Source organism: Vibrio sp. STUT-A11 (genome assembly GCF_026000435.1).
GTDB lineage: Bacteria > Pseudomonadota > Gammaproteobacteria > Enterobacterales > Vibrionaceae > Vibrio.
This window is the reverse complement of sequence record NZ_AP026763.1, coordinates 3298701-3319572: the sequence shown is the minus strand read 5'-3', so window position 1 is coordinate 3319572 and position 20872 is coordinate 3298701. Positions and strand designations below refer to the sequence as shown.

13 protein-coding genes, 3 tRNA genes and 3 rRNA genes are annotated in these 20872 nt (G+C 46.5%); 12 read left to right on the top strand and 7 right to left on the bottom strand.

The annotated features are described in order from the left end of the window. The first annotated feature begins 54 nt into the window (after positions 1–54). The 4 genes from OO774_RS15455 to OO774_RS15440 all read left to right on the top strand — a co-directional run bounded on the left by OO774_RS15455 (position 55) and on the right by OO774_RS15440 (position 2781). Positions 55–612: an L-threonylcarbamoyladenylate synthase gene (locus OO774_RS15455; protein WP_014233380.1), complete on the top strand. Its 558-nt coding sequence runs from the start codon at positions 55–57 to the stop codon at positions 610–612. Positions 613–660: 48 nt separating this feature from the next. Further along, positions 661–1578, top strand: a complete 918-nt coding sequence (gene hemF, locus OO774_RS15450; protein ID WP_020333539.1) for an oxygen-dependent coproporphyrinogen oxidase — start codon at positions 661–663, stop codon at positions 1576–1578. Between the two features lie 102 nt (positions 1579–1680). Then, positions 1681–2514 (top strand): shikimate dehydrogenase, encoded by an 834-nt coding sequence (aroE, locus tag OO774_RS15445; protein ID WP_264903468.1) that lies wholly within the window; start codon positions 1681–1683, stop codon positions 2512–2514. Positions 2515–2517: 3 nt separating this feature from the next. Next, on the top strand, positions 2518–2781 hold the full coding sequence (locus OO774_RS15440; protein ID WP_264903467.1) for a DUF1488 domain-containing protein: 264 nt from the start codon (positions 2518–2520) through the stop codon (positions 2779–2781). Positions 2782–2797: 16 nt separating this feature from the next. Here the strand turns inward: OO774_RS15440 and OO774_RS15435 are convergent, their stop codons facing one another. Next, positions 2798–3346, bottom strand: coding sequence for a gamma carbonic anhydrase family protein (locus OO774_RS15435; RefSeq protein WP_264903466.1), 549 nt, complete (start codon positions 3344–3346; stop codon positions 2798–2800). A 553-nt stretch (positions 3347–3899) separates the two neighbouring features. Here OO774_RS15435 and OO774_RS15430 point away from each other — a divergent pair. The 7 genes from OO774_RS15430 (at position 3900) to nagE (ending at position 10995) form a co-directional block, all read left to right on the top strand. Further along, positions 3900–5452: ribosomal RNA gene (locus OO774_RS15430) — 16S ribosomal RNA — on the top strand. A gap of 89 nt (positions 5453–5541) precedes the next feature. Beyond that, positions 5542–5617, top strand: a tRNA-Glu gene (locus tag OO774_RS15425). 2 nt (positions 5618–5619) lie between these two features. Beyond that, positions 5620–5695 (top strand) — tRNA-Lys (locus tag OO774_RS15420). A 65-nt stretch (positions 5696–5760) separates the two neighbouring features. Then, a tRNA-Val gene (locus OO774_RS15415) sits at positions 5761–5836 on the top strand. A 391-nt stretch (positions 5837–6227) separates the two neighbouring features. Next, positions 6228–9117, top strand: a 23S ribosomal RNA gene (locus OO774_RS15410). Between the two features lie 110 nt (positions 9118–9227). Then, positions 9228–9344 (top strand): 5S ribosomal RNA (rrf, locus tag OO774_RS15405). Together the 16S, 23S and 5S rRNA genes with 3 tRNA genes alongside form the textbook arrangement of a ribosomal RNA operon. A gap of 163 nt (positions 9345–9507) precedes the next feature. Then, complete coding sequence (gene nagE, locus OO774_RS15400; protein WP_264903465.1) at positions 9508–10995, top strand: N-acetylglucosamine-specific PTS transporter subunit IIBC; 1488 nt, start codon at positions 9508–9510, stop codon at positions 10993–10995. 55 nt (positions 10996–11050) lie between these two features. Here nagE and OO774_RS15395 read toward each other — a convergent pair whose 3' ends face one another. The 3 genes from OO774_RS15395 to ilvY all read right to left on the bottom strand — a co-directional run bounded on the left by OO774_RS15395 (position 11051) and on the right by ilvY (position 14142). Then, complete coding sequence (locus OO774_RS15395; RefSeq protein ID WP_264903464.1) at positions 11051–12337, bottom strand: HAMP domain-containing sensor histidine kinase; 1287 nt, start codon at positions 12335–12337, stop codon at positions 11051–11053. Beyond that, positions 12321–12995, bottom strand: coding sequence for a response regulator transcription factor (locus OO774_RS15390; protein WP_264903463.1), 675 nt, complete (start codon positions 12993–12995; stop codon positions 12321–12323). Before OO774_RS15390 ends, OO774_RS15395 begins: the two co-directional genes overlap by 17 nt. A 256-nt stretch (positions 12996–13251) precedes the next feature. Then, positions 13252–14142, bottom strand: a complete 891-nt coding sequence (gene ilvY, locus OO774_RS15385; RefSeq protein WP_264903462.1) for an HTH-type transcriptional activator IlvY — start codon at positions 14140–14142, stop codon at positions 13252–13254. A gap of 137 nt (positions 14143–14279) precedes the next feature. Here ilvY and ilvC point away from each other — a divergent pair, with 137 nt between their 5' ends. Beyond that, positions 14280–15764, top strand: coding sequence for a ketol-acid reductoisomerase (gene ilvC, locus OO774_RS15380; protein WP_264903461.1), 1485 nt, complete (start codon positions 14280–14282; stop codon positions 15762–15764). Between the two features lie 460 nt (positions 15765–16224). Here the strand turns inward: ilvC and OO774_RS15375 are convergent, their stop codons facing one another. The 3 genes from OO774_RS15375 to OO774_RS15365 all read right to left on the bottom strand — a co-directional run bounded on the left by OO774_RS15375 (position 16225) and on the right by OO774_RS15365 (position 20865). Then, complete coding sequence (locus tag OO774_RS15375) at positions 16225–16476, bottom strand: accessory factor UbiK family protein (protein WP_014230445.1); 252 nt, start codon at positions 16474–16476, stop codon at positions 16225–16227. Positions 16477–16624: 148 nt separating this feature from the next. Further along, the gene (locus OO774_RS15370; protein ID WP_264903460.1) at positions 16625–19747 is read right to left on the bottom strand and encodes a multidrug efflux RND transporter permease subunit; all 3123 of its coding nucleotides are present in this window, start codon (positions 19745–19747) and stop codon (positions 16625–16627) included. An 11-nt stretch (positions 19748–19758) separates the two neighbouring features. Then, positions 19759–20865, bottom strand: a complete 1107-nt coding sequence (locus OO774_RS15365; protein WP_264903459.1) for an efflux RND transporter periplasmic adaptor subunit — start codon at positions 20863–20865, stop codon at positions 19759–19761. Between the last annotated feature and the right edge of the window lie 7 nt (positions 20866–20872).

Sequence of the window (20872 nt, the reverse complement as noted above, 5' to 3'; positions counted from 1 at the left end):
TTGTACACTTAGGCACAGAGAAAATAATACAGTCAGATAATCAGGAAGTCATCGGTGGATAACTTTGAACAGGTGCTCAATGCACTACAGCAAGGCGAAGTGATTGCCTATCCAACAGAAGGTGTTTTTGGCGTTGGGTGTGATCCCGATAATCCAGAGGCAATCCAAAAGCTACTGGAACTAAAACAGCGCCCGGTAGAAAAGGGGCTCATCCTTATTGCTGCCAGCTACGATCAGCTATTACCTTATATTGACGAATCTCAGCTGACGCAAGCGCAGTTAGATAAAGTTCATGCCACCTGGCCTGGTCCTTACACTTGGATCATGCCTGCGAGCGATAAAGTCTCTAATTGGGTTTCAGGACAGTTTGACTCAATTGCAGTTCGTGTGACTGATCATCCTTTGGTGCAAAAGATGTGTAATGCATTCGGAAAGCCGTTAACCTCTACCAGCGCGAATCTTTCAGGCTTGCCGCCGTGTATGACGACGGAAGAGGTTGAGCAGCAGCTGGGTGATAAGCTGGTGGCGATTCTTCGTGGTGAAACCAGCGGTCGTGATAAGCCAAGTGAAATTCGTGACGCCAAAACCTCGCAAATATTAAGACAGGGCTAACCCTGCCTACCAGCCTTCTAATAGGTACCAGATAATAGGTAATAACGTATGTCAGCAATCGATAAGCATGCCGTAAAGCAGTTCCTGATGTCGCTTCAGGATTCCATTTGTCAGCAGTTAGAACAAGAAGATGGAAAGGCCGTCTTTGTCGAAGATGCTTGGCATCGTGAGCCGGGAGAGCGTCTTGGTGGTGGTGGTCGTTCACGTGTTCTGCGTGATGGCGACGTGTTTGAGCAAGGTGGAGTGAACTTCTCTCATGTAGAAGGCAAAGAAATGCCAGCGTCAGCAACAGCGCATCGCCCTGAATTGGCGGGGCGCCGTTTTGAAGCGATGGGAGTGTCTTTGGTTATTCACCCTAAAAACCCGTATGTGCCGACGTCACATGCCAATGTGCGCTTCTTTATCGCAGAAAAAGACGGAGAAGATCCGATTTGGTGGTTTGGTGGTGGCTTCGACTTAACGCCGTTCTATCCTTTCGAAGAAGACTGCCAGTCATGGCACGATACCGCGAAGGCCATCTGTGCCCCATTTGGTGATGAAGTCTATTCGGATCACAAAGCTTGGTGTGACAAGTATTTCTTCCTTCCACATCGAAACGAAACTCGTGGTGTTGGTGGTTTGTTCTTTGATGACTTGAACCATTGGGAGTTCGACAAATGTTTCGATTACATCAAAGCGGTGGGTGAAGGCTTCTGTCAGGCTTACCTGCCCATCGTTGCACGACGTAAAGATATTGAGTTTGGCGAGCGTGAGCGAGAGTTTCAGTTGTATCGTCGTGGCCGTTATGTTGAGTTTAACTTGGTGTACGACCGTGGCACTTTGTTTGGTTTGCAAAGTGGTGGACGTACGGAGTCGATTCTTATGTCAATGCCGCCACTAGCACGCTGGGAATACAGTTATCAGCCTGAAGCTGGGACACCTGAAGCCGAGCTTTACGAGCGATACCTAAAACCACGTGACTGGTAAGCGCTGAATCTCCTTTTCTATATAGAAAGATAGTGATAGGGTCATCTTTAATCAGATGGCCCTGTTTTTCTCTATATTAAGGTAAGGAATAAAGGTAAGAAAATGACTCAGCAAGTTGATCGCTATGCCGTGTTTGGTAATCCCATCGGGCACAGTAAGTCGCCATTTATTCACACACTTTTTGCTCGCCAGACAAATCAATCACTGACTTACACAGCCGAATGCGCCCCTGTCGATGGATTTATCGAAGCGGTGAACGTATTTTTTGCTGAAGGTGGAAAAGGATGTAATGTCACTTTACCTTTTAAAGAGCAGGCGTATCAATTTGCTACTCGTTTGACAGAGCGTGCCCAACTTGCCGGAGCTGTGAATACACTTAAGAAGCTTGATGATGGTGAAATCATCGGTGACAACACGGATGGTGCAGGTCTGGTGCAAGACTTACTACAGCATCAAGTCGTTCTAGAAGGCGCTCGTATCCTAATCATTGGAGCTGGTGGTGCTTCTCGAGGAGTAATTCTGCCGTTACTTGAGCAAAGGCCTGCTTCATTGACGGTGACCAACCGTACATTTTCTAAAGCTAAAGAATTGGCAGCGCTGTTTTCCGATTATGGGCCTGTGTCAGCGAAAGAGATGAGTAGTATTACGCAAGAATACGACGTCATTATCAACTCAACGTCTGCGTCGCTAAGTGGCGAACTTCCTGAAATATCATCAGCAATATTTGCTCCTAACAGCACAAGCTATGACATGATGTATGGCAAGGGGGACACCACCTTTAATCAATGGGCTAAAGAGCATGGTGCTATTCATGCCTATGACGGCTTGGGAATGTTGGTAGGTCAAGCGTCTGAAAGCTTTATGCTCTGGCGCGGTTTACGTCCTGGAGCCAAACAGATTTTACGTGAGCTTAGAAAAAATCTTGAAGGTCAATAATCGATGAATCAATCCATTTTATTCCCAGACATCCAGTCTTGGGATGAAGCATCACAATCAATCCACTTTCCTGCGCAGCAATCGGGCGCACTGATTGAATGCTACGTCACGAAACAAAAGCTCTCCAAAATGAGTGGATTGGATATTGAAGACGAGCAAGAAGCTGTAGAAGCATTTTTAGCCTTACGCTTTGATCTGGAAGAAATGGCCGAAGAACTGATAGAAGATGAAGCCTTCAATGAAGAAGGCCACATTGTTATTGAATAATTAGGCTATCGGATGACTAACCAATTATTTCGACTTCATTCATGTAGTCGTTCTTGTTCTGGACGTAGTTATCTGAAGACTTTTGTAAAAAAGCGCGCTCTTTTTCTGACAGTGGGCGTGCTTGTTTTACCGGGCTACCAACATAGAGGTAGCCACTTTCTAATATTTTCCCAGGCGGAACTAAACTGCCAGCGCCAATCATCACTTCAGATTGTATAACAGCACCATCAAGAACGATTGCTCCCATACCTACCAATACGCGATCGTGAATCTCACAACCATGCAGCATGACTTTGTGACCGACAGTGACATCATTGCCAATAATTAATGGATAGCCGTTTGGGTTTTCCTGATTCTTGTGTGTCACGTGTAATACACTGCCATCTTGGATATTTGTTCGTTCGCCGATGTGGATATGATTGACATCGCCACGCGCAGCAACCAATGGCCAAACGCTAGAATCATCCCCAATAACGATGTCTCCGACTAAAACAGATGTTGAATCGACGTAAACTCGCTCACCAAGCTGAGGCTTTATACCTTTATAACTTCTTATTGAACTCATCTTTTCTCCTTATTATGGGCGATTAAAGGGTATATAGGGGTAGAAGAGTAGTAAAAACTCGCCTTTTAGAATAAAAAACACCCAAACGACAAATAAATCAAAAAAAACCTCAAAAAGGGCTTGCCAATGTGATCGCAATCTCTATAATGCCACCTCGCTGACACGGCAACGCTTCGAAAGAAACGATGTTGAGTTAGCAAGCCAAATTAGCCAAGCGGAAACGCTTGAAAAAAGTTTGAAAAAGTGATTGACACTAAACTTTAACTCGCTAAAATGGCCGTCCGATTTGAGTGGGGCGCATAGCTCAAGGCTCAATAGGAAAGCTCTTTAACAATATAGACCTATCAATCTGTGTGGGCACTCGTTGATGATAATCCAATTAGAAACTTCGGTTTCAAATTAGGTTTCAATGAACTGAGTGACCAATCAAGTCTTCGGACTTGGCACAGTCAATTCATTATCGTTCTCCTTTTTTATAAAGGAATAACGATAATAGCTTTAAAGTTACTTTTGTAGTTTTGAAGTCAGTATTCATTGAGCCGAACAAAATCTTAAATTGAAGAGTTTGATCATGGCTCAGATTGAACGCTGGCGGCAGGCCTAACACATGCAAGTCGAGCGGAAACGAGTTAACTGAACCTTCGGGGAACGTTAACGGCGTCGAGCGGCGGACGGGTGAGTAATGCCTAGGAAATTGCCCTGATGTGGGGGATAACCATTGGAAACGATGGCTAATACCGCATGATGCCTACGGGCCAAAGAGGGGGACCTTCGGGCCTCTCGCGTCAGGATATGCCTAGGTGGGATTAGCTAGTTGGTGAGGTAAGGGCTCACCAAGGCGACGATCCCTAGCTGGTCTGAGAGGATGATCAGCCACACTGGAACTGAGACACGGTCCAGACTCCTACGGGAGGCAGCAGTGGGGAATATTGCACAATGGGCGCAAGCCTGATGCAGCCATGCCGCGTGTGTGAAGAAGGCCTTCGGGTTGTAAAGCACTTTCAGTCGTGAGGAAGGTAGTGTGTTTAATAGATGCATTATTTGACGTTAGCGACAGAAGAAGCACCGGCTAACTCCGTGCCAGCAGCCGCGGTAATACGGAGGGTGCGAGCGTTAATCGGAATTACTGGGCGTAAAGCGCATGCAGGTGGTTTGTTAAGTCAGATGTGAAAGCCCGGGGCTCAACCTCGGAATAGCATTTGAAACTGGCAGACTAGAGTACTGTAGAGGGGGGTAGAATTTCAGGTGTAGCGGTGAAATGCGTAGAGATCTGAAGGAATACCGGTGGCGAAGGCGGCCCCCTGGACAGATACTGACACTCAGATGCGAAAGCGTGGGGAGCAAACAGGATTAGATACCCTGGTAGTCCACGCCGTAAACGATGTCTACTTGGAGGTTGTGGCCTTGAGCCGTGGCTTTCGGAGCTAACGCGTTAAGTAGACCGCCTGGGGAGTACGGTCGCAAGATTAAAACTCAAATGAATTGACGGGGGCCCGCACAAGCGGTGGAGCATGTGGTTTAATTCGATGCAACGCGAAGAACCTTACCTACTCTTGACATCCAGAGAACTTTCCAGAGATGGATTGGTGCCTTCGGGAACTCTGAGACAGGTGCTGCATGGCTGTCGTCAGCTCGTGTTGTGAAATGTTGGGTTAAGTCCCGCAACGAGCGCAACCCTTATCCTTGTTTGCCAGCGAGTAATGTCGGGAACTCCAGGGAGACTGCCGGTGATAAACCGGAGGAAGGTGGGGACGACGTCAAGTCATCATGGCCCTTACGAGTAGGGCTACACACGTGCTACAATGGCGCATACAGAGGGCGGCCAACTTGCGAAAGTGAGCGAATCCCAAAAAGTGCGTCGTAGTCCGGATTGGAGTCTGCAACTCGACTCCATGAAGTCGGAATCGCTAGTAATCGTGGATCAGAATGCCACGGTGAATACGTTCCCGGGCCTTGTACACACCGCCCGTCACACCATGGGAGTGGGCTGCAAAAGAAGTAGGTAGTTTAACCTTCGGGGGGACGCTTACCACTTTGTGGTTCATGACTGGGGTGAAGTCGTAACAAGGTAGCGCTAGGGGAACCTGGCGCTGGATCACCTCCTTATACGATGATTATCGTGATGAGTGTCCACACAGATTGATACGGTTTATGAAGTTTAAGAGATAGAACATCCCCCAAGATGTTCACTTAGTGTCCCGTTCGTCTAGAGGCCTAGGACACCGCCCTTTCACGGCGGTAACAGGGGTTCGACTCCCCTACGGGATACCATTGGGTCGTTAGCTCAGTTGGTAGAGCAGTTGACTTTTAATCAATTGGTCGCAGGTTCGAATCCTGCACGACCCACCATTCTTTCCACGAAGGATGGCTTTTGTTTCACTTTTTCTAAAAGTGAAAGCAAGAGAAAATAATGTGGGCGATTAGCTCAGTTGGGAGAGCACCTGCCTTACAAGCAGGGGGTCACTGGTTCGAGCCCGGTATCGCCCACCATTCTCTAAGCATTTTTGGAATAAAACGTCCAAACCAGAGCAAGCAATTGATACTGGTTGGCATTTTTGACTCTGAAAGTCTTTAGAAAATGTACTTCCTTGTGAAGAAACATAGCTCTTTAACAATTTGGAAAGCTGACAAATCAAACCTTGTCTTTAAATAGATAGGAGTTTGATTGTAAAGTTCTCAAAGTATTCCTAATGGAATACAACTAAAAACACATTCAAGTGTTCTTGGGAATAATCTTCGGATTATTCATATTTGAGTCCGGCAAAATCGAAAGCTATCTCGCTCATTCAAATAATGAGATAGCAACTTTGGTTGTTTGACCGTTTGATTTCACTTTTTAAAGTGAAGACAAAATGCAATTCGAAACTCCTTCGGGTTGTATGGTTAAGTGACTAAGCGTACACGGTGGATGCCTTGGCAGTCAGAGGCGATGAAGGACGTATTAACTTGCGATAAGCCCAGATTAGGCAGTAAAAGCCACTTGAGTCTGGGATTTCCGAATGGGGAAACCCACTTACATAAGTAAGTATCCTGTTGTGAATACATAGCAGCAGGAGGCGAACCGGGGGAACTGAAACATCTAAGTACCCCGAGGAAAAGAAATCAACCGAGATTCCGAAAGTAGCGGCGAGCGAAATTGGACTAGCCCTTAAGCTTTACACACGTTAGACGAACGGTCTGGAAAGGCCGACGATACAGGGTGATAGTCCCGTAGTTGACGATGTGTGTTCAGTGAAATCGAGTAGGGCGGGACACGTGATATCCTGTCTGAATATGGGGGGACCATCCTCCAAGGCTAAATACTACTGACTGACCGATAGTGAACCAGTACCGTGAGGGAAAGGCGAAAAGAACCCCTGTGAGGGGAGTGAAATAGAACCTGAAACCGTGTACGTACAAGCAGTAGGAGCACCTTCGTGGTGTGACTGCGTACCTTTTGTATAATGGGTCAGCGACTTATATTCAGTGGCAAGGTTAACCATCTAGGGGAGCCGTAGGGAAACCGAGTCTTAACTGGGCGTTCAGTCTCTGGATATAGACCCGAAACCAGGTGATCTAGCCATGGGCAGGTTGAAGATTGAGTAACATCAATTGGAGGACCGAACCGACTAATGTTGAAAAATTAGCGGATGACTTGTGGCTAGGGGTGAAAGGCCAATCAAACCTGGAGATAGCTGGTTCTCCCCGAAAGCTATTTAGGTAGCGCCTCGGACGAATACTACTGGGGGTAGAGCACTGTTAAGGCTAGGGGGTCATCCCGACTTACCAACCCTTTGCAAACTCCGAATACCAGTAAGTACTATCCGGGAGACACACGGCGGGTGCTAACGTCCGTCGTGGAGAGGGAAACAACCCAGACCGCCAGCTAAGGTCCCAAATTACTACTAAGTGGGAAACGATGTGGGAAGGCTCAGACAGCCAGGATGTTGGCTTAGAAGCAGCCATCATTTAAAGAAAGCGTAATAGCTCACTGGTCGAGTCGGCCTGCGCGGAAGATGTAACGGGGCTAAGTAGTAAACCGAAGCTGCGGCAATATACTTTTGTATATTGGGTAGGGGAGCGTTCTGTAAGCGGTTGAAGGTGTGTGGTAACGCATGCTGGACGTATCAGAAGTGCGAATGCTGACATGAGTAACGATAAAGGGGGTGAAAAACCTCCTCGCCGGAAGACCAAGGGTTCCTGTCCAACGTTAATCGGGGCAGGGTAAGTCGACCCCTAAGGCGAGGCCGAAAGGCGTAGTCGATGGGAAACGGGTTAATATTCCCGTACTTCTTACAATTGCGATGGGGGGACGGAGAAGGCTAGGTGGGCCTGGCGACGGTTGTCCAGGTTCAAGTGCGTAGGCTTGAGAGTTAGGTAAATCCGGCTCTCTTTAAGGCTGAGACACGACGTCGAGCATCTACGGATGTGAAGTCATTGATGCCATGCTTCCAGGAAAAGCCTCTAAGCTTCAGATTGTAAGGAATCGTACCCCAAACCGACACAGGTGGTCGGGTAGAGAATACCAAGGCGCTTGAGAGAACTCGGGTGAAGGAACTAGGCAAAATGGTACCGTAACTTCGGGAGAAGGTACGCTCTCGACGGTGAAGTCCCTTGCGGATGGAGCTATTGAGAGTCGCAGATACCAGGTGGCTGCAACTGTTTATTAAAAACACAGCACTGTGCAAAATCGTAAGATGACGTATACGGTGTGACGCCTGCCCGGTGCCGGAAGGTTAATTGATGGGGTTAGACTTCGGTCGAAGCTCTTGATCGAAGCCCCGGTAAACGGCGGCCGTAACTATAACGGTCCTAAGGTAGCGAAATTCCTTGTCGGGTAAGTTCCGACCTGCACGAATGGCGTAATGATGGCCACGCTGTCTCCACCCGAGACTCAGTGAAATTGAAATCGCTGTGAAGATGCAGTGTACCCGCGGCTAGACGGAAAGACCCCGTGAACCTTTACTACAGCTTGGCACTGAACATTGACCCTACATGTGTAGGATAGGTGGGAGGCTTTGAAACCAGCACGCCAGTGTTGGTGGAGCCGACCTTGAAATACCACCCTTGTAGTGTTGATGTTCTAACTTGGTCCCCTCATCGGGGATGAGGACAGTGCCTGGTGGGTAGTTTGACTGGGGCGGTCTCCTCCCAAAGCGTAACGGAGGAGCACGAAGGTGGGCTAATCACGGTTGGACATCGTGAGGTTAGTGCAATGGCATAAGCCCGCTTGACTGCGAGAATGACAATTCGAGCAGGTGCGAAAGCAGGTCATAGTGATCCGGTGGTTCTGAATGGAAGGGCCATCGCTCAACGGATAAAAGGTACTCCGGGGATAACAGGCTGATACCGCCCAAGAGTTCATATCGACGGCGGTGTTTGGCACCTCGATGTCGGCTCATCACATCCTGGGGCTGAAGTCGGTCCCAAGGGTATGGCTGTTCGCCATTTAAAGTGGTACGCGAGCTGGGTTTAGAACGTCGTGAGACAGTTCGGTCCCTATCTGCCGTGGGCGTTGGAGAATTGAAAGGGGCTGCTCCTAGTACGAGAGGACCGGAGTGGACGAACCTCTGGTGTTCGGGTTGTGTCGCCAGACGCATTGCCCGGTAGCTAAGTTCGGGATCGATAACCGCTGAAAGCATCTAAGCGGGAAGCGAGCCTTGAGATGAGTTCTCCCTGATACTTTAAGTATCCTAAAGGGTTGTCGTAGACTACGACGTTGATAGGCAGGGTGTGTAAGCGTTGTGAGGCGTTGAGCTAACCTGTACTAATTGCCCGTGAGGCTTAACCATACAACACCCAAGGGGTTTTGATGGACTCAAAGCAAGAACATTGAATGTGTAAAAACGAGAATTAACAACAGCTTTCCAAGTTTTCTCTAGAAATAGAGAGTAAGAATTTGCTTGGCGACCATAGCGATTTGGACCCACCTGATTTCCATTCCGAACTCAGAAGTGAAACGAATTAGCGCCGATGGTAGTGTGGGGTTTCCCCATGTGAGAGTAGGACATCGCCAGGCTTCAAATTTGCAAAAAAGCCCGCTAGAAATAGCGGGCTTTTTTGTTATTTACGCTTTCCAAAATACGCTTCATAAGATTAACAAAACTTAATCTACGCACAACCGACCCTTAATTATCAATCACGTATCCTCTATCTAGAATCAAAAAGTAAGAGGATACAACGTGAACATTTTAGGATATCTACAGAAAATCGGTAAAGCACTCATGGTGCCAATAGCCGTACTGCCTGCAGGTGGTTTAATGCTTGGTCTTGGTTATGCTATAGACCCGTCGGGTTGGGGCGCAAATAGCCCAATAGCGACAATACTTGTGTATGGCGGTAAGGGCATTATGGATAACCAAGCATGGTTATTCGCCGTTGGTGTGGCTTATGGATTGGCCAAAGATAATAACGGTGCTGCGGCTTTATCAGGATTACTCGGTCTGTTAATTGTTGAAATGATTGTCGGGAACACGGCAGTGATTTCGCAGATCACTGGAATTCCTGTTGCGGAGATGAGTTCTTCGGAAGTTATTGCATCAGGAGCTGCTGTGAGCGCATTTACAGGGATCATGATGGGGATAGTGGCTGCCACTCTTTACAACCGTTTCCACACTATCAAATTGCCGGCGGCATTAGGTTTCTTTGGCGGTAAACGTTTTGTTCCTATCGTCACTTCACTTGCCTCAATCTTTATCAGTATTGTGATGGTTTATGTGTGGCCTGCTGTTTATGGTTCACTGGTAAACTTTGGTATCTCAATTTCTGAAATGGGTGCGGCGGGCGCTGGTATCTACGGTTTCTTCAACCGACTGTTAATTCCAATCGGCCTACATCACGCATTAAACCAAGTGTTCATCTTTGACCTTGTTGGTATCAACGATATTTCTAAATTCTGGTCTGGTACTGGTGAGCTAGGTGTGACGGGTATGTACCAAGGTGGTTTCTTCCCATTCATGGGTTACGGTCTGCCTGCTGCATGTTTGGCGATGTATCACTGTGCAAAACCAGAAAACAAGAAAAGAGTCGGCGGCATTCTTGGTGCATCAGCACTGACCGCAATTTTGACTGGTGTAACAGAGCCTATTGAATTTGCGTTCATGTTTGTTGCTCCTGCGCTGTATGTTGTTCACGCTCTATTGGCTGCACTTTCTCTATACATTGCAGCAAGCATGCAGTGGTTCGCGGGTTTCACATTTAGCGGCGGGTTAATTGACTTCATCTTGTCTTATAACTTACCTCTAGCGATCAAGCCTTATATGCTTATCGTACAGGGTATTTGTTTTGCATTTATTTACTATGCGGTATTCCGATTCGCTATTGTTAAGTTTGATTTGAAAACGCCAGGCCGTGAAGAAGCTGAGGCGATGGTGAAGAGTGAGACTTCTACTAATACCAAAGCCGCTCAGTATCTGAAGGCGCTGGGTGGTCATAGTAACCTTGCTTCTATCGACTCATGCATTACGCGTTTACGTTTAACTCTGAACGATACGTCTGTTATTGACGAACGTACTCTCAAAGCCATTGGCGCGATGGGGGTCGTGAAAATTGGCGCGAATAACCTACAGGTCATTGTTGGTACCGAAGCGGAACAAATCGCTCATGCGATGCAGCAAATTCCTGAGACGCAAGATCTCTCGGATGTTGTCGTTCCTGGTTTCTCCGTATAAAAGTCTTTCTAATTAAGCTAAAGGCTGAGTATTTACTTAGCCTTTTTGTATTTATTTAACTTTCAAAATAGAGTCGAGCACGCAGCCCTGGGTTGTTGTCACGCAAAAACAAGTGTGCGCTATGCAGATTGACCACGGCATCGACCAAAGATAGCCCTAAACCATTACCTGATTCTGTGCGACTTTGGTCCGCACGATACATTGGGCGGCAAACATACATTTTGTCGTAATCAGAAATGCCGATGCCAGAGTCGGCGATAACAACACCAAAGCAGTCCGCAATAACTTCGATCTGTCCTCCGTTAGGAGTGTACTTAACCGCATTTTCTAACAGATTAAACACCGCTCGAAAAAGCAGAGATCGATCGCCTGTGACAATACAGGAAGCATCTTGTCTGAATGTTAATCTCTGATTTTTTTCGTCGGCGACGGGAGAAATAAACTCCAGGGCATCCTGGGCTATTTTACCTAAATCGACGTTATCACTGTCGATATTCACTTGGCCGCAGTTGAGCTTTGCAATCTCAAGCATGCTATTGAACAGTGACAAAATCAGCTCTAATTCATCATAACAAGCTGAAAAGCTGCTTACTTGGGATGGCGATAAATCGCTTTGAGCTAGAATGTCTTCTAAGCGAAGTTTCAACCTCGCCATTGGTGTTCTCATATCATGAGCAAGCCCAGTGGTCAGCGATTTTAGGCTAGACTCGTTTTTGGCCATTTGCTCAATCATGAAATTAAGGTGAATGGCTAAAATATCAAACTCATCGTCCTGGCGAGATACGGCAATTTTCACATTCGGCTCTCCGCATAAAACGCGGTTCATGGCGTGATTCACTTTTTCTAATCGTTTGAGAATCAGCGCAGTAAAAAAGAGTGCCGAGATGATCATGATTACGGTAGGGAAAATGATGCCAGAGAAGACCATCGGGGTCAGTGATTTTCGATACTCTTCTACCGCACTTTTATCTACTCCTATCTCTAATTGGAGGTTGTTACCTACTAAAATATTATGCCTGTTGTCTTGCAGATCGACAGGATAGTACGGTTTAAAGCTGTCTGATTCGATGGTTTCGATGAGCTGGTAATAGAAAGGTGTCTCCGTTGCTCGTTTGGTTCTTAAAAGTTGCTCGACATCCTCCTGGCTCTGGTTGGCTGCAAAGTTGAATTCCAGAATTTCTTCATTGAGTTGTCGTGCTAATTGCTTATGGTGAAAGTTGTTAGAATCCCGATACAGTTGATGTATGACGACGATGTTGGTGATAGTGACAATTAAGAAAAGGCTCACCAATGTTTTAAATACCGAAGAACGGGTTAAAGCATAGTCATCGACGAAGGACATAGCCGACTCCTCTTACTGTGTGCAGGATCTCTGTACATCCAGCCTCTTCCAGTTTACGGCGCAGGTTAGCAACGTGGACATCGATGACGTTGGTTTTGGGATCAAAATGATAACTCCAGATATTTTCGAACAGGCGCATGCGTGATACCACTTGCTCATTATGCTCAATAACATATTGAATAAGCTGAAACTCTTTGGGTTGGAGAATTATCTCCTGCTGATTGCAGGTGACTTTGTGTGCTTTTAGGTCCACTTGCAAACAGTGGTAATTAAGAATGTGTTGATTTGATATTGGCCGCTGAGTGCGATTGATGATGATATCGACTCGTGCAATTAACTCAGCAAGAGCGAATGGTTTAATTAAGTAGTCATCGCTGCCAGCCTGCAAACCGTCCACTCTATCGTTTACGCTATCCATCGCGCTTAAAATCAGAACCGGAAGCTGTTCTTCTGCGGCTTTAATTGCTGCAAGAACCTTCATTCCGTCAAGGTATGGCAGCATCCTATCCAGGATGATGAGCTGGTATTCCGAGCTAAGAGCCATCATTAGCCCTTTCTTGCCGTCTTCGGCTTGGTCAACGATATAACCGTGCTCGGTCAGACCTTTACTGACGAACTCTCTGGTCGTTTCGTCATCTTCTATGATGAGTATTTTCACGGGGGATTCCTCTGTTTTGGCTGGTACTTTACTGATGTAGCAGAGAGAGGGAAATATGAAAAAGAAGGCTCGCGTGACTAATGCGAGCCAACACGATTTAGGGGGATAAATCGTTAAAATGTTGCTGGTTTGTCTCTATTAATTGTCACCAAGAGTCTACGAAAACTTCTCTTGAGGGGACCTTTTTGAAAAATTAAAGATCGTTAATGTGTTGATACCAATTGCGGCAATGCTCAAATGATTATTGAAGCTTACTCTACTGGGCAATAAAGCTTCCTTCGGCTAACTCCCATAACGCTCTGACTAATGAGTTTTCCAGTTGCGATCGTTTACAACAAACACCGAGTTGGAATGGTTTAATTGGGGCAAACGAGAGACGCTGAATGCTATCTCGTACAGGACTGTTATTAATCACCACATCAGGCGCGATTCCGACACCGCAACCTAAAGCCACCATGCTGACAATGGCTTCATGACCAGAAATTTGCGCGTAGATATTCGGTTTAATTTTCATTTTTTTAAACCAGGCATTGGCTCTGTCTCGCGCTGTTCCTGACTCAGGTACAATAAAAGGAACCTTATTCCAATCTGGTTGTTCTTTATGTAGCTCTTCAACCCATGAGCTGATACCAATGGGCGCTATCACGGAGAGTGGAATTTCACTGATAGTCGTAAACTCTACTTTAGATGAAAGATGCTCTGGCATGGCTGAAATGGCGATATCGGCCTCATCATTCATTATTTTATCGATGGCCTGTGCTGGGTCGCCCGTCAAGAGCTTGAATTCAATGTAAGGGTGCTTTAAGCGAAACGAGTTGAGCAGTTGAGGCAAGTGGCTGTAGCTGGCGGTCACGGAGCAGAACAGTCGAACTTCACCTTTCAGAACATCGTCTTGCACATTTATTTGAGATTGGAATTGTGTCCAGTCGTGAATCATCTTCATCGCTACTGGCTGAAATTTTTCACCAGCGGGCGTTAACTCCACACTCCGGTTGTCCCTGACAAAAAGCGGGTGGCCTATCTCTTCTTCTAATTTTTGAATCTGACGACTCAAAGCAGATGGACTCACGTGCATAGTGGCTGCTGTCTTACTAAAATTCTTGCTGTCACAGATATCAAGGAACAGTCGGATGGTTTTTATATTCATGAAATTACCGTGTTGCACTTTTTGCAATTACTAATTGTGAATATATCACTTTAAGCAATTAAATGTCTGTTCTAGTATGAACTCATTCGGTAAGACTAATACCGACCTCTACGGAAGAATCTTAAAGGAGCACCCTAATGGCTAACTATTTCAATACTCTAAACTTGCGTGAGCAATTGGACCAACTAGGTCGTTGTCGTTTTATGGATCGCAGTGAGTTTGCTTCAGAAGCAGACTACCTAAAAGGTAAGAAGGTTGTCATCGTAGGTTGTGGTGCTCAAGGCCTGAACCAAGGTCTAAACATGCGCGATTCTGGCCTGGATGTGTCATACGCACTTCGTCAGGCAGCAATCGACGAGCAACGTCAGTCATTTAAAAATGCAAAAGACAACGGTTTTGAAGTAGGTAGCTACGAGACTCTTATCCCTCAAGCGGATCTAGTTGTTAACCTAACTCCAGACAAGCAGCACTCTAACGTTGTTGAGACAGTAATGCCATTGATGAAAGAAGGCGCTACACTAGGTTACTCACACGGCTTCAACGTGGTTGAAGAAGGCATGCAAATCCGTGAAGACCTAACGGTTGTAATGGTTGCTCCTAAGTGCCCAGGTACTGAGGTTCGCGAAGAATACAAACGTGGTTTCGGTGTTCCAACTTTAATTGCGGTTCACCCAGAGAATGACCCTAAAGGCGATGGTCTGGAAATCGCAAAAGCATGGGCAGCTGCGACTGGTGGTCACCGTGCAGGTTGTCTAGAGTCTTCTTTCGTTGCAGAAGTAAAATCTGACCTAATGGGTGAGCAAACTATCCTATGTGGCATGCTTCAAGCTGGTTCTATCGTATGTTACGAGAAGATGGTTGCGGAAGGTATCGACCCAGGTTACGCAGGTAAACTACTTCAGTACGGTTGGGAAACAGTAACAGAAGCACTGAAATTCGGTGGCATCACGCACATGATGGACCGTCTGTCTAACCCAGCTAAAATCAAAGCGTTTGAGCTTTCTGAAGAGCTAAAAGATCTAATGCGTCCACTTTACAACAAGCACATGGATGACATCATTTCTGGTCACTTCTCTAGCACAATGATGGCTGACTGGGCGAACGACGACGCGAACCTACTAGGCTGGCGTGAAGAAACTGGTCAAACAGCATTTGAAAACTACCCAGAAACTGACGTTGAAATCTCTGAGCAAGAGTACTTCGACAACGGCATTCTAATGATCGCGATGGTTCGCGCAGGGGTTGAGCTAGCGTTCGAAGCTATGACTGCATCAGGCATCATCGATGAGTCAGCGTACTACGAGTCACTACACGAACTACCGCTAATCGCAAACACAATTGCACGTAAGCGTCTGTACGAGATGAACGTAGTAATCTCTGATACTGCAGAATACGGTAACTACCTATTCGCAAACGTAGCAACACCACTACTACGTGAGAAGTTCATGCCTTCGGTAGGTACTGATGTTATCGGTAAAGGCCTGGGTGAAACTTCAAACCAAGTTGATAACGCAACACTTATCGCGGTTAATGAGACGCTTCGCAACCACCCTGTTGAGTACATCGGTGAAGAGCTACGCGGGTACATGACTGATATGAAGCGTATCGCGGTAGGCGGCTAAATTACTGGCCTTAAGGTTCCATTTCGGTGTCGAAGGTGCTCATTTACTATCGTAAACTCCGTGCCTTCTCCTAGAAATGAAATCTTAATACTGCGTAATTTACATACTCAAAAGTAACGCAGTAAAAGAACTCCAGGCAGACTGGGGTCAATAAATACAAAACACAACATCTAATCAAAAGGCTTGGTCGCCGTTGACCAAGCCTTTTTTATACCTATCTGGAAAGTTAACTGGTCAGGGAGAGGGTTCGATAAACAAACTCTATTTGCCATGGATGGCAAATCGAAGCCCCATGGATGGGTTTATGCGTGTTTGTGTTCGATGCCTGTTTTATGGTTCTCTATAATTAAGTATGACCACTTTCTTACTTAGGTTGGTATTGTTTATGGCTCGTTTGGTGGGAGCACAAAAAAGGCTGACACCTGAGTGTCAGCCTTTGAATATCATTGGAAGCCGATGTTTATTTGTCTGCCAGTTTTGCTTCAAGCTCGGCGAGTTTCGCTTCCATCTCAGTGAGCTTCTGACGAGTACGAAGCAGAACCTGAGTCTGAACATCAAACTCTTCACGGCTAACAACATCAAGTTTGTTCAGCTGACCTTGAATCACTTGGCGAACTTTCTGATCAACATCTGCACCTAACTCTTTCACTGGTGCTGGCATAGAGTCATGAATCTGCTTGGCAATTTGCTCTAGTTTCTTTGGATCAAACATAGTGGTTAAAACTCCTTTTGATTTGCCCTCATTTTAAGTAATTGATACGGGAAAGTCGCTAGTTGGAATGCAAAAAATCGAGATAGGTACGGCAAACACAAGGGAATAAAAAAGGCCACCGAAGTGACCTTTTTAGCTTGGCTGGGAATTAGTGGTTGTCCGCTAATCCTCGTTGTGCCGCTTTTGCTTCATCAACACGGGCCAACTTTTCCAGATCTTTATCTTCAACAAACACTGGCAGTGGTTTGTGTTTTTCAGCTAAGTAGCTGTAGATAACAGGCAGTACGAATAGGGTAAACAGAGTACCAATCGCCAGACCAGCAACAATTACGATACCGATACTAAAGCGCTGAGCCGCACCTGCACCTGTTGCGTACATCAGTGGGATAAGGCCCGCGATCATCGCTGCTGTAGTCATCAGAATAGGACGCAGACGAACTTTCGCCGCTTCCATTACGGCTTCTGTTTTACCCAGTTTGTTGTGCAACTGCTCTTCTTTCGCTACTTCACAAATTAAGATACCGTGCTTGGTGATAAGACCAACCAGAGTAATCAAGCCAACCTGAGAGTAAATGTTCATCGATGCCGCGCCCCAGGCAAGCGCAATCAACGCGCCACAAATTGCCAGTGGCACAGACACCATGATAACCAGTGGATCTTTCACAGATTCAAACTGAATCGCCAGAACCAAGAAGATGATCGCTAGTGCTAAACCAAACGTTGCGTATAACGCACTACCTTCAGTCACAAACTGACGAGATTCACCCATATAGTCATGGTTGTAGCCGCTTGGCAGTTTCGTTTCAGCGATGTTCTCAAACCAGTTAATCGCATCACCCATTGCCGTGCCCGGAGCTGGTACCGCACCTACCGTTGCTGAGTTCAGCTGGTTGAAGTGAGGCAGTGAGCGTGGCTCTGCAATCACGTCAATCGTCACTAGGTTACTCAGTGGAACCGCGTTGCCGTCAGCTGCACGTACGTAGTAGTTGTTCATCGACTCTGGATTTAGACGCCACTTACGTTCTACCTGAGGGATAACTTCGTAAGAGCGGCCATTAAGGTCGATACGGTTTACGTAGCCATCTGCCATCATGGTGCTTAAAGTCACGCCAATGTCTTGCATGGTTACGCCGTATGCGCCCGCTTTGTCTTTGTCGATGTTAATTTTCATCGTCGCCGAGTCGTAGTTCAGATCAAGATCCGAATAAACGAACATTGGGCTCGATTTCACTTCCGTCAATACGTCTGTCGCGATAGAGAATAAGCTCTCAAATGCGTTTGGTGTGGTCAGAACAAATTGAATTGGAAGACCACTACCCGCACCTGGCAATTCTGGCATTTGGAACGCCGTTACCGCCATTCCCGGAACGTCTGCAACCAATCCACCTACACGTCCAGTAACGTCTGCCTGGCTTGCTTCACGCTCACTCCAAGGCACCATAGAGGCAATACCGAACGCTTGGTGAGAGTTTGGTACACCTGAGAACACCTGGGCAAACTGAACTTCTGGCTGTTCAGACAGAATGTTGTTTACCTGGTTCATGGTGTTCTGGATAAAGTCTAAGTTCGAATTAGATGGAGCAGTACCCATCAATACAACCACGCCTTTATCTTCAGATGGTGCCAGTTCACTTGGGATGAACTTGAACAACATTGGTAAGCTGGCAAATACAATCAACGCAAAACCAATCACAACGGGACGGTGTTGCATGACCGCACCCAACATTTTGGCGTATCGGCTGGTCATGCGCTCTAACACGCTATGTACTTTCTGTTCAAACTTGCTTGGGGCTTGATGAGCTTTAAGCATTTTTGAACACATCATTGGTGATAGGGTCAGTGCCACGATACCTGATACAAATACCGCACCCGCCAGGGTTAACGCGAACTCTTTAAATAGCGAGCCCGTGATACCACCCATCAGCGCGATCGGCGCGTATACCGCACCCAACGTTAGTGTCATCGCGATTACAGGCACAGCAATTTCACGCGTACCGATAATCGCCGCTCGGAATGGTGATTCACCAAGCTTGATATGTCGGTCAACGTTTTCCAGTACAACGATCGCATCATCTACAACCAAACCAATGGCGAGAACCATTGCCAGTAGGGTCATCAGGTTCCACGAGAAACCCATTGATTGCATTACCATCGCCACACCAATCAAAGACAGTGGGATGGTCACAATAGGGATCACTACCGCACGGAATGAACCAAGGAATATAGTGATAACAATCAGTACGATCACTGCTGCTTCAGCAATGGTTTTGATGACTTCGTTAATGGATTCGTTAATTGCGATAGTTGAATCATAAAGCACATTCATCTTGATCGTACTAGGCAAATTGCGCTCTAGCTGAGGCAGTAGATCAAGCACATCTGCTGCGATATTGATTGGGTTGGCACTTGGTGCAGCATTGATTGCGGCAACTACCGCCTCCTGACCATTTGCACTGGCTCGATATGAGTCGTGGCTCTTTTCTAGCGTCACTTTAGCAATATCGCTTAAGCGAGTGACATTGCCGTCGTCATTGCTAACAACAAGGTTCTTCAACTCATCAACATTGGATACCTGTGTATCTGCACTGCCGTTATAAAGTACAAACTCACCGACAGCCTGACCAGTAGCAGACTGATAGTTGTTGGCACTCAGCACGCCCATTACGTCAGTCGCGGTTAAGTTAAACGCGGCCATTTTTGCAGGGTCTAGCCAAACACGTAGCGCGTATTTCATACCACCGTACAGGTCGACTTTCGATACACCGTTAACGGTAAACAACTGTGGGTTGATTACACGTTCAAGGTAGTCGGTGATCTGACTTGAAGACAACTCATCACTGGTAAAACCGATATACAACACCGCCGTTGTCGAACCAGTCGACATAGTAACGGTAGGGTCTTCGGCTTCTTTCGGTAGTTGAGAGCGAACCGAGTTGGTTTTTGCCAGAACGTCCGAGAGTGCCGCATTCGGGTCGGTGTTCAACTTCATTTTTACGGTGATGGTAGATTTACCCAGCACCGATTGAGAAGTCATATAATCGATATTATCAGCCTGTGCGACCGCTTGCTCCAATGGCTGAGTAATAAAGCCCTGGATTAGGTCGGCACTGGCACCGTAGTAACTGGTCGAAACCGTTACTTCCGTATTCGTCATTTCAGGGTATTCACGAACCTGCATTTTGAAAATTGCTTGTAGACCAAGCAATGCGATCAAAAAGCTGATTGATACCGCTAAAACTGGACGTTTAATAAAAACATCAGTAAAGCGCATGAAGCCTCCGATTACAGCATTGGTGTTTCAGTTGGTGGAGTTGTTGCATCGCTTTCTACGACACGGACTTTAGCGTGGTTACTCAGACGAATCTGACCTGAGGTTACCACCACATCACCTGGCTTAACGCCTTCAAGAATGTGTACGATGTCTTTTGTACGCTCACCCACTTTAACCACTTGCTGTGTTACACGCTTTTCGCCATCTTGTTCAGATACGATGTAAATGCTGTCACCGTAAAGTGTGTAAGTAATCGCGGTTTGTGGCAGAGTCACCTGGTTTTCAAGTTTAGGCAGGATGATATTCGCACGCGCGAACATACCACTACGTAATTTACCGTCGTTGTTTGGTATATCTGCTTGTACCTGGATCAGACCACTCTGTACATTAACCGCTGGCTCAATGGCTGTAATTGAACCTTTGAAGGCGATTTCTGGGTAAGCATCGACAAAAATATCGACAGCTTGGCTGATGTGGATACGAGAAATATCGGTCTGCGGCACTGTGAAACGTAGACGCATAACGCTGGTATCTTCAAGACGCACGATATCCGTACCCGCTTGCAGGTACTGACCCAGGTAAACATTACGGATACCAACCACGCCTGAAAACGGTGCTTTGATTTCACGACGATCGATCGCCGCTTTCAAGCTCTCGATGTCAGCGCTAAGAGAAAAGTAATTCGCTTCTGCTTCATCATAAGACTCTTTAGAAATCGACCCTTTTTTGTACAGGCCTTGGTAACGCTTGTATTTTGCTTCCGCGGCAGGCAGCTTCGCTTGTGCACTTTTCAGGTTGGCTTTCTCAACAGCTGAATCAAGAAGTACCAAATCCTGGCCTTCTTTCACTTGAGTTCCCGATTCAAAAGCGATTTGGTCAATGACGCCACTGGTTTCGTTCGCTACTGTTACCCCTTGGTTTGGCTCGATAAAACCAATTGCCTCAATCACCGGAACCCAATCAACTGACTGTACCTCAGTGACGGTTACCGGAAACTCCGCCTCTGGGCGATTCGCCATGTATTCGGCAATCTTCTGTTGCTTGAATAAGTTGAAACCTATCACACTGCCGAACAGCAAGATTGCGATAAGTAACATAAAAAAAGTCCACTTTTTCATTCTGGTC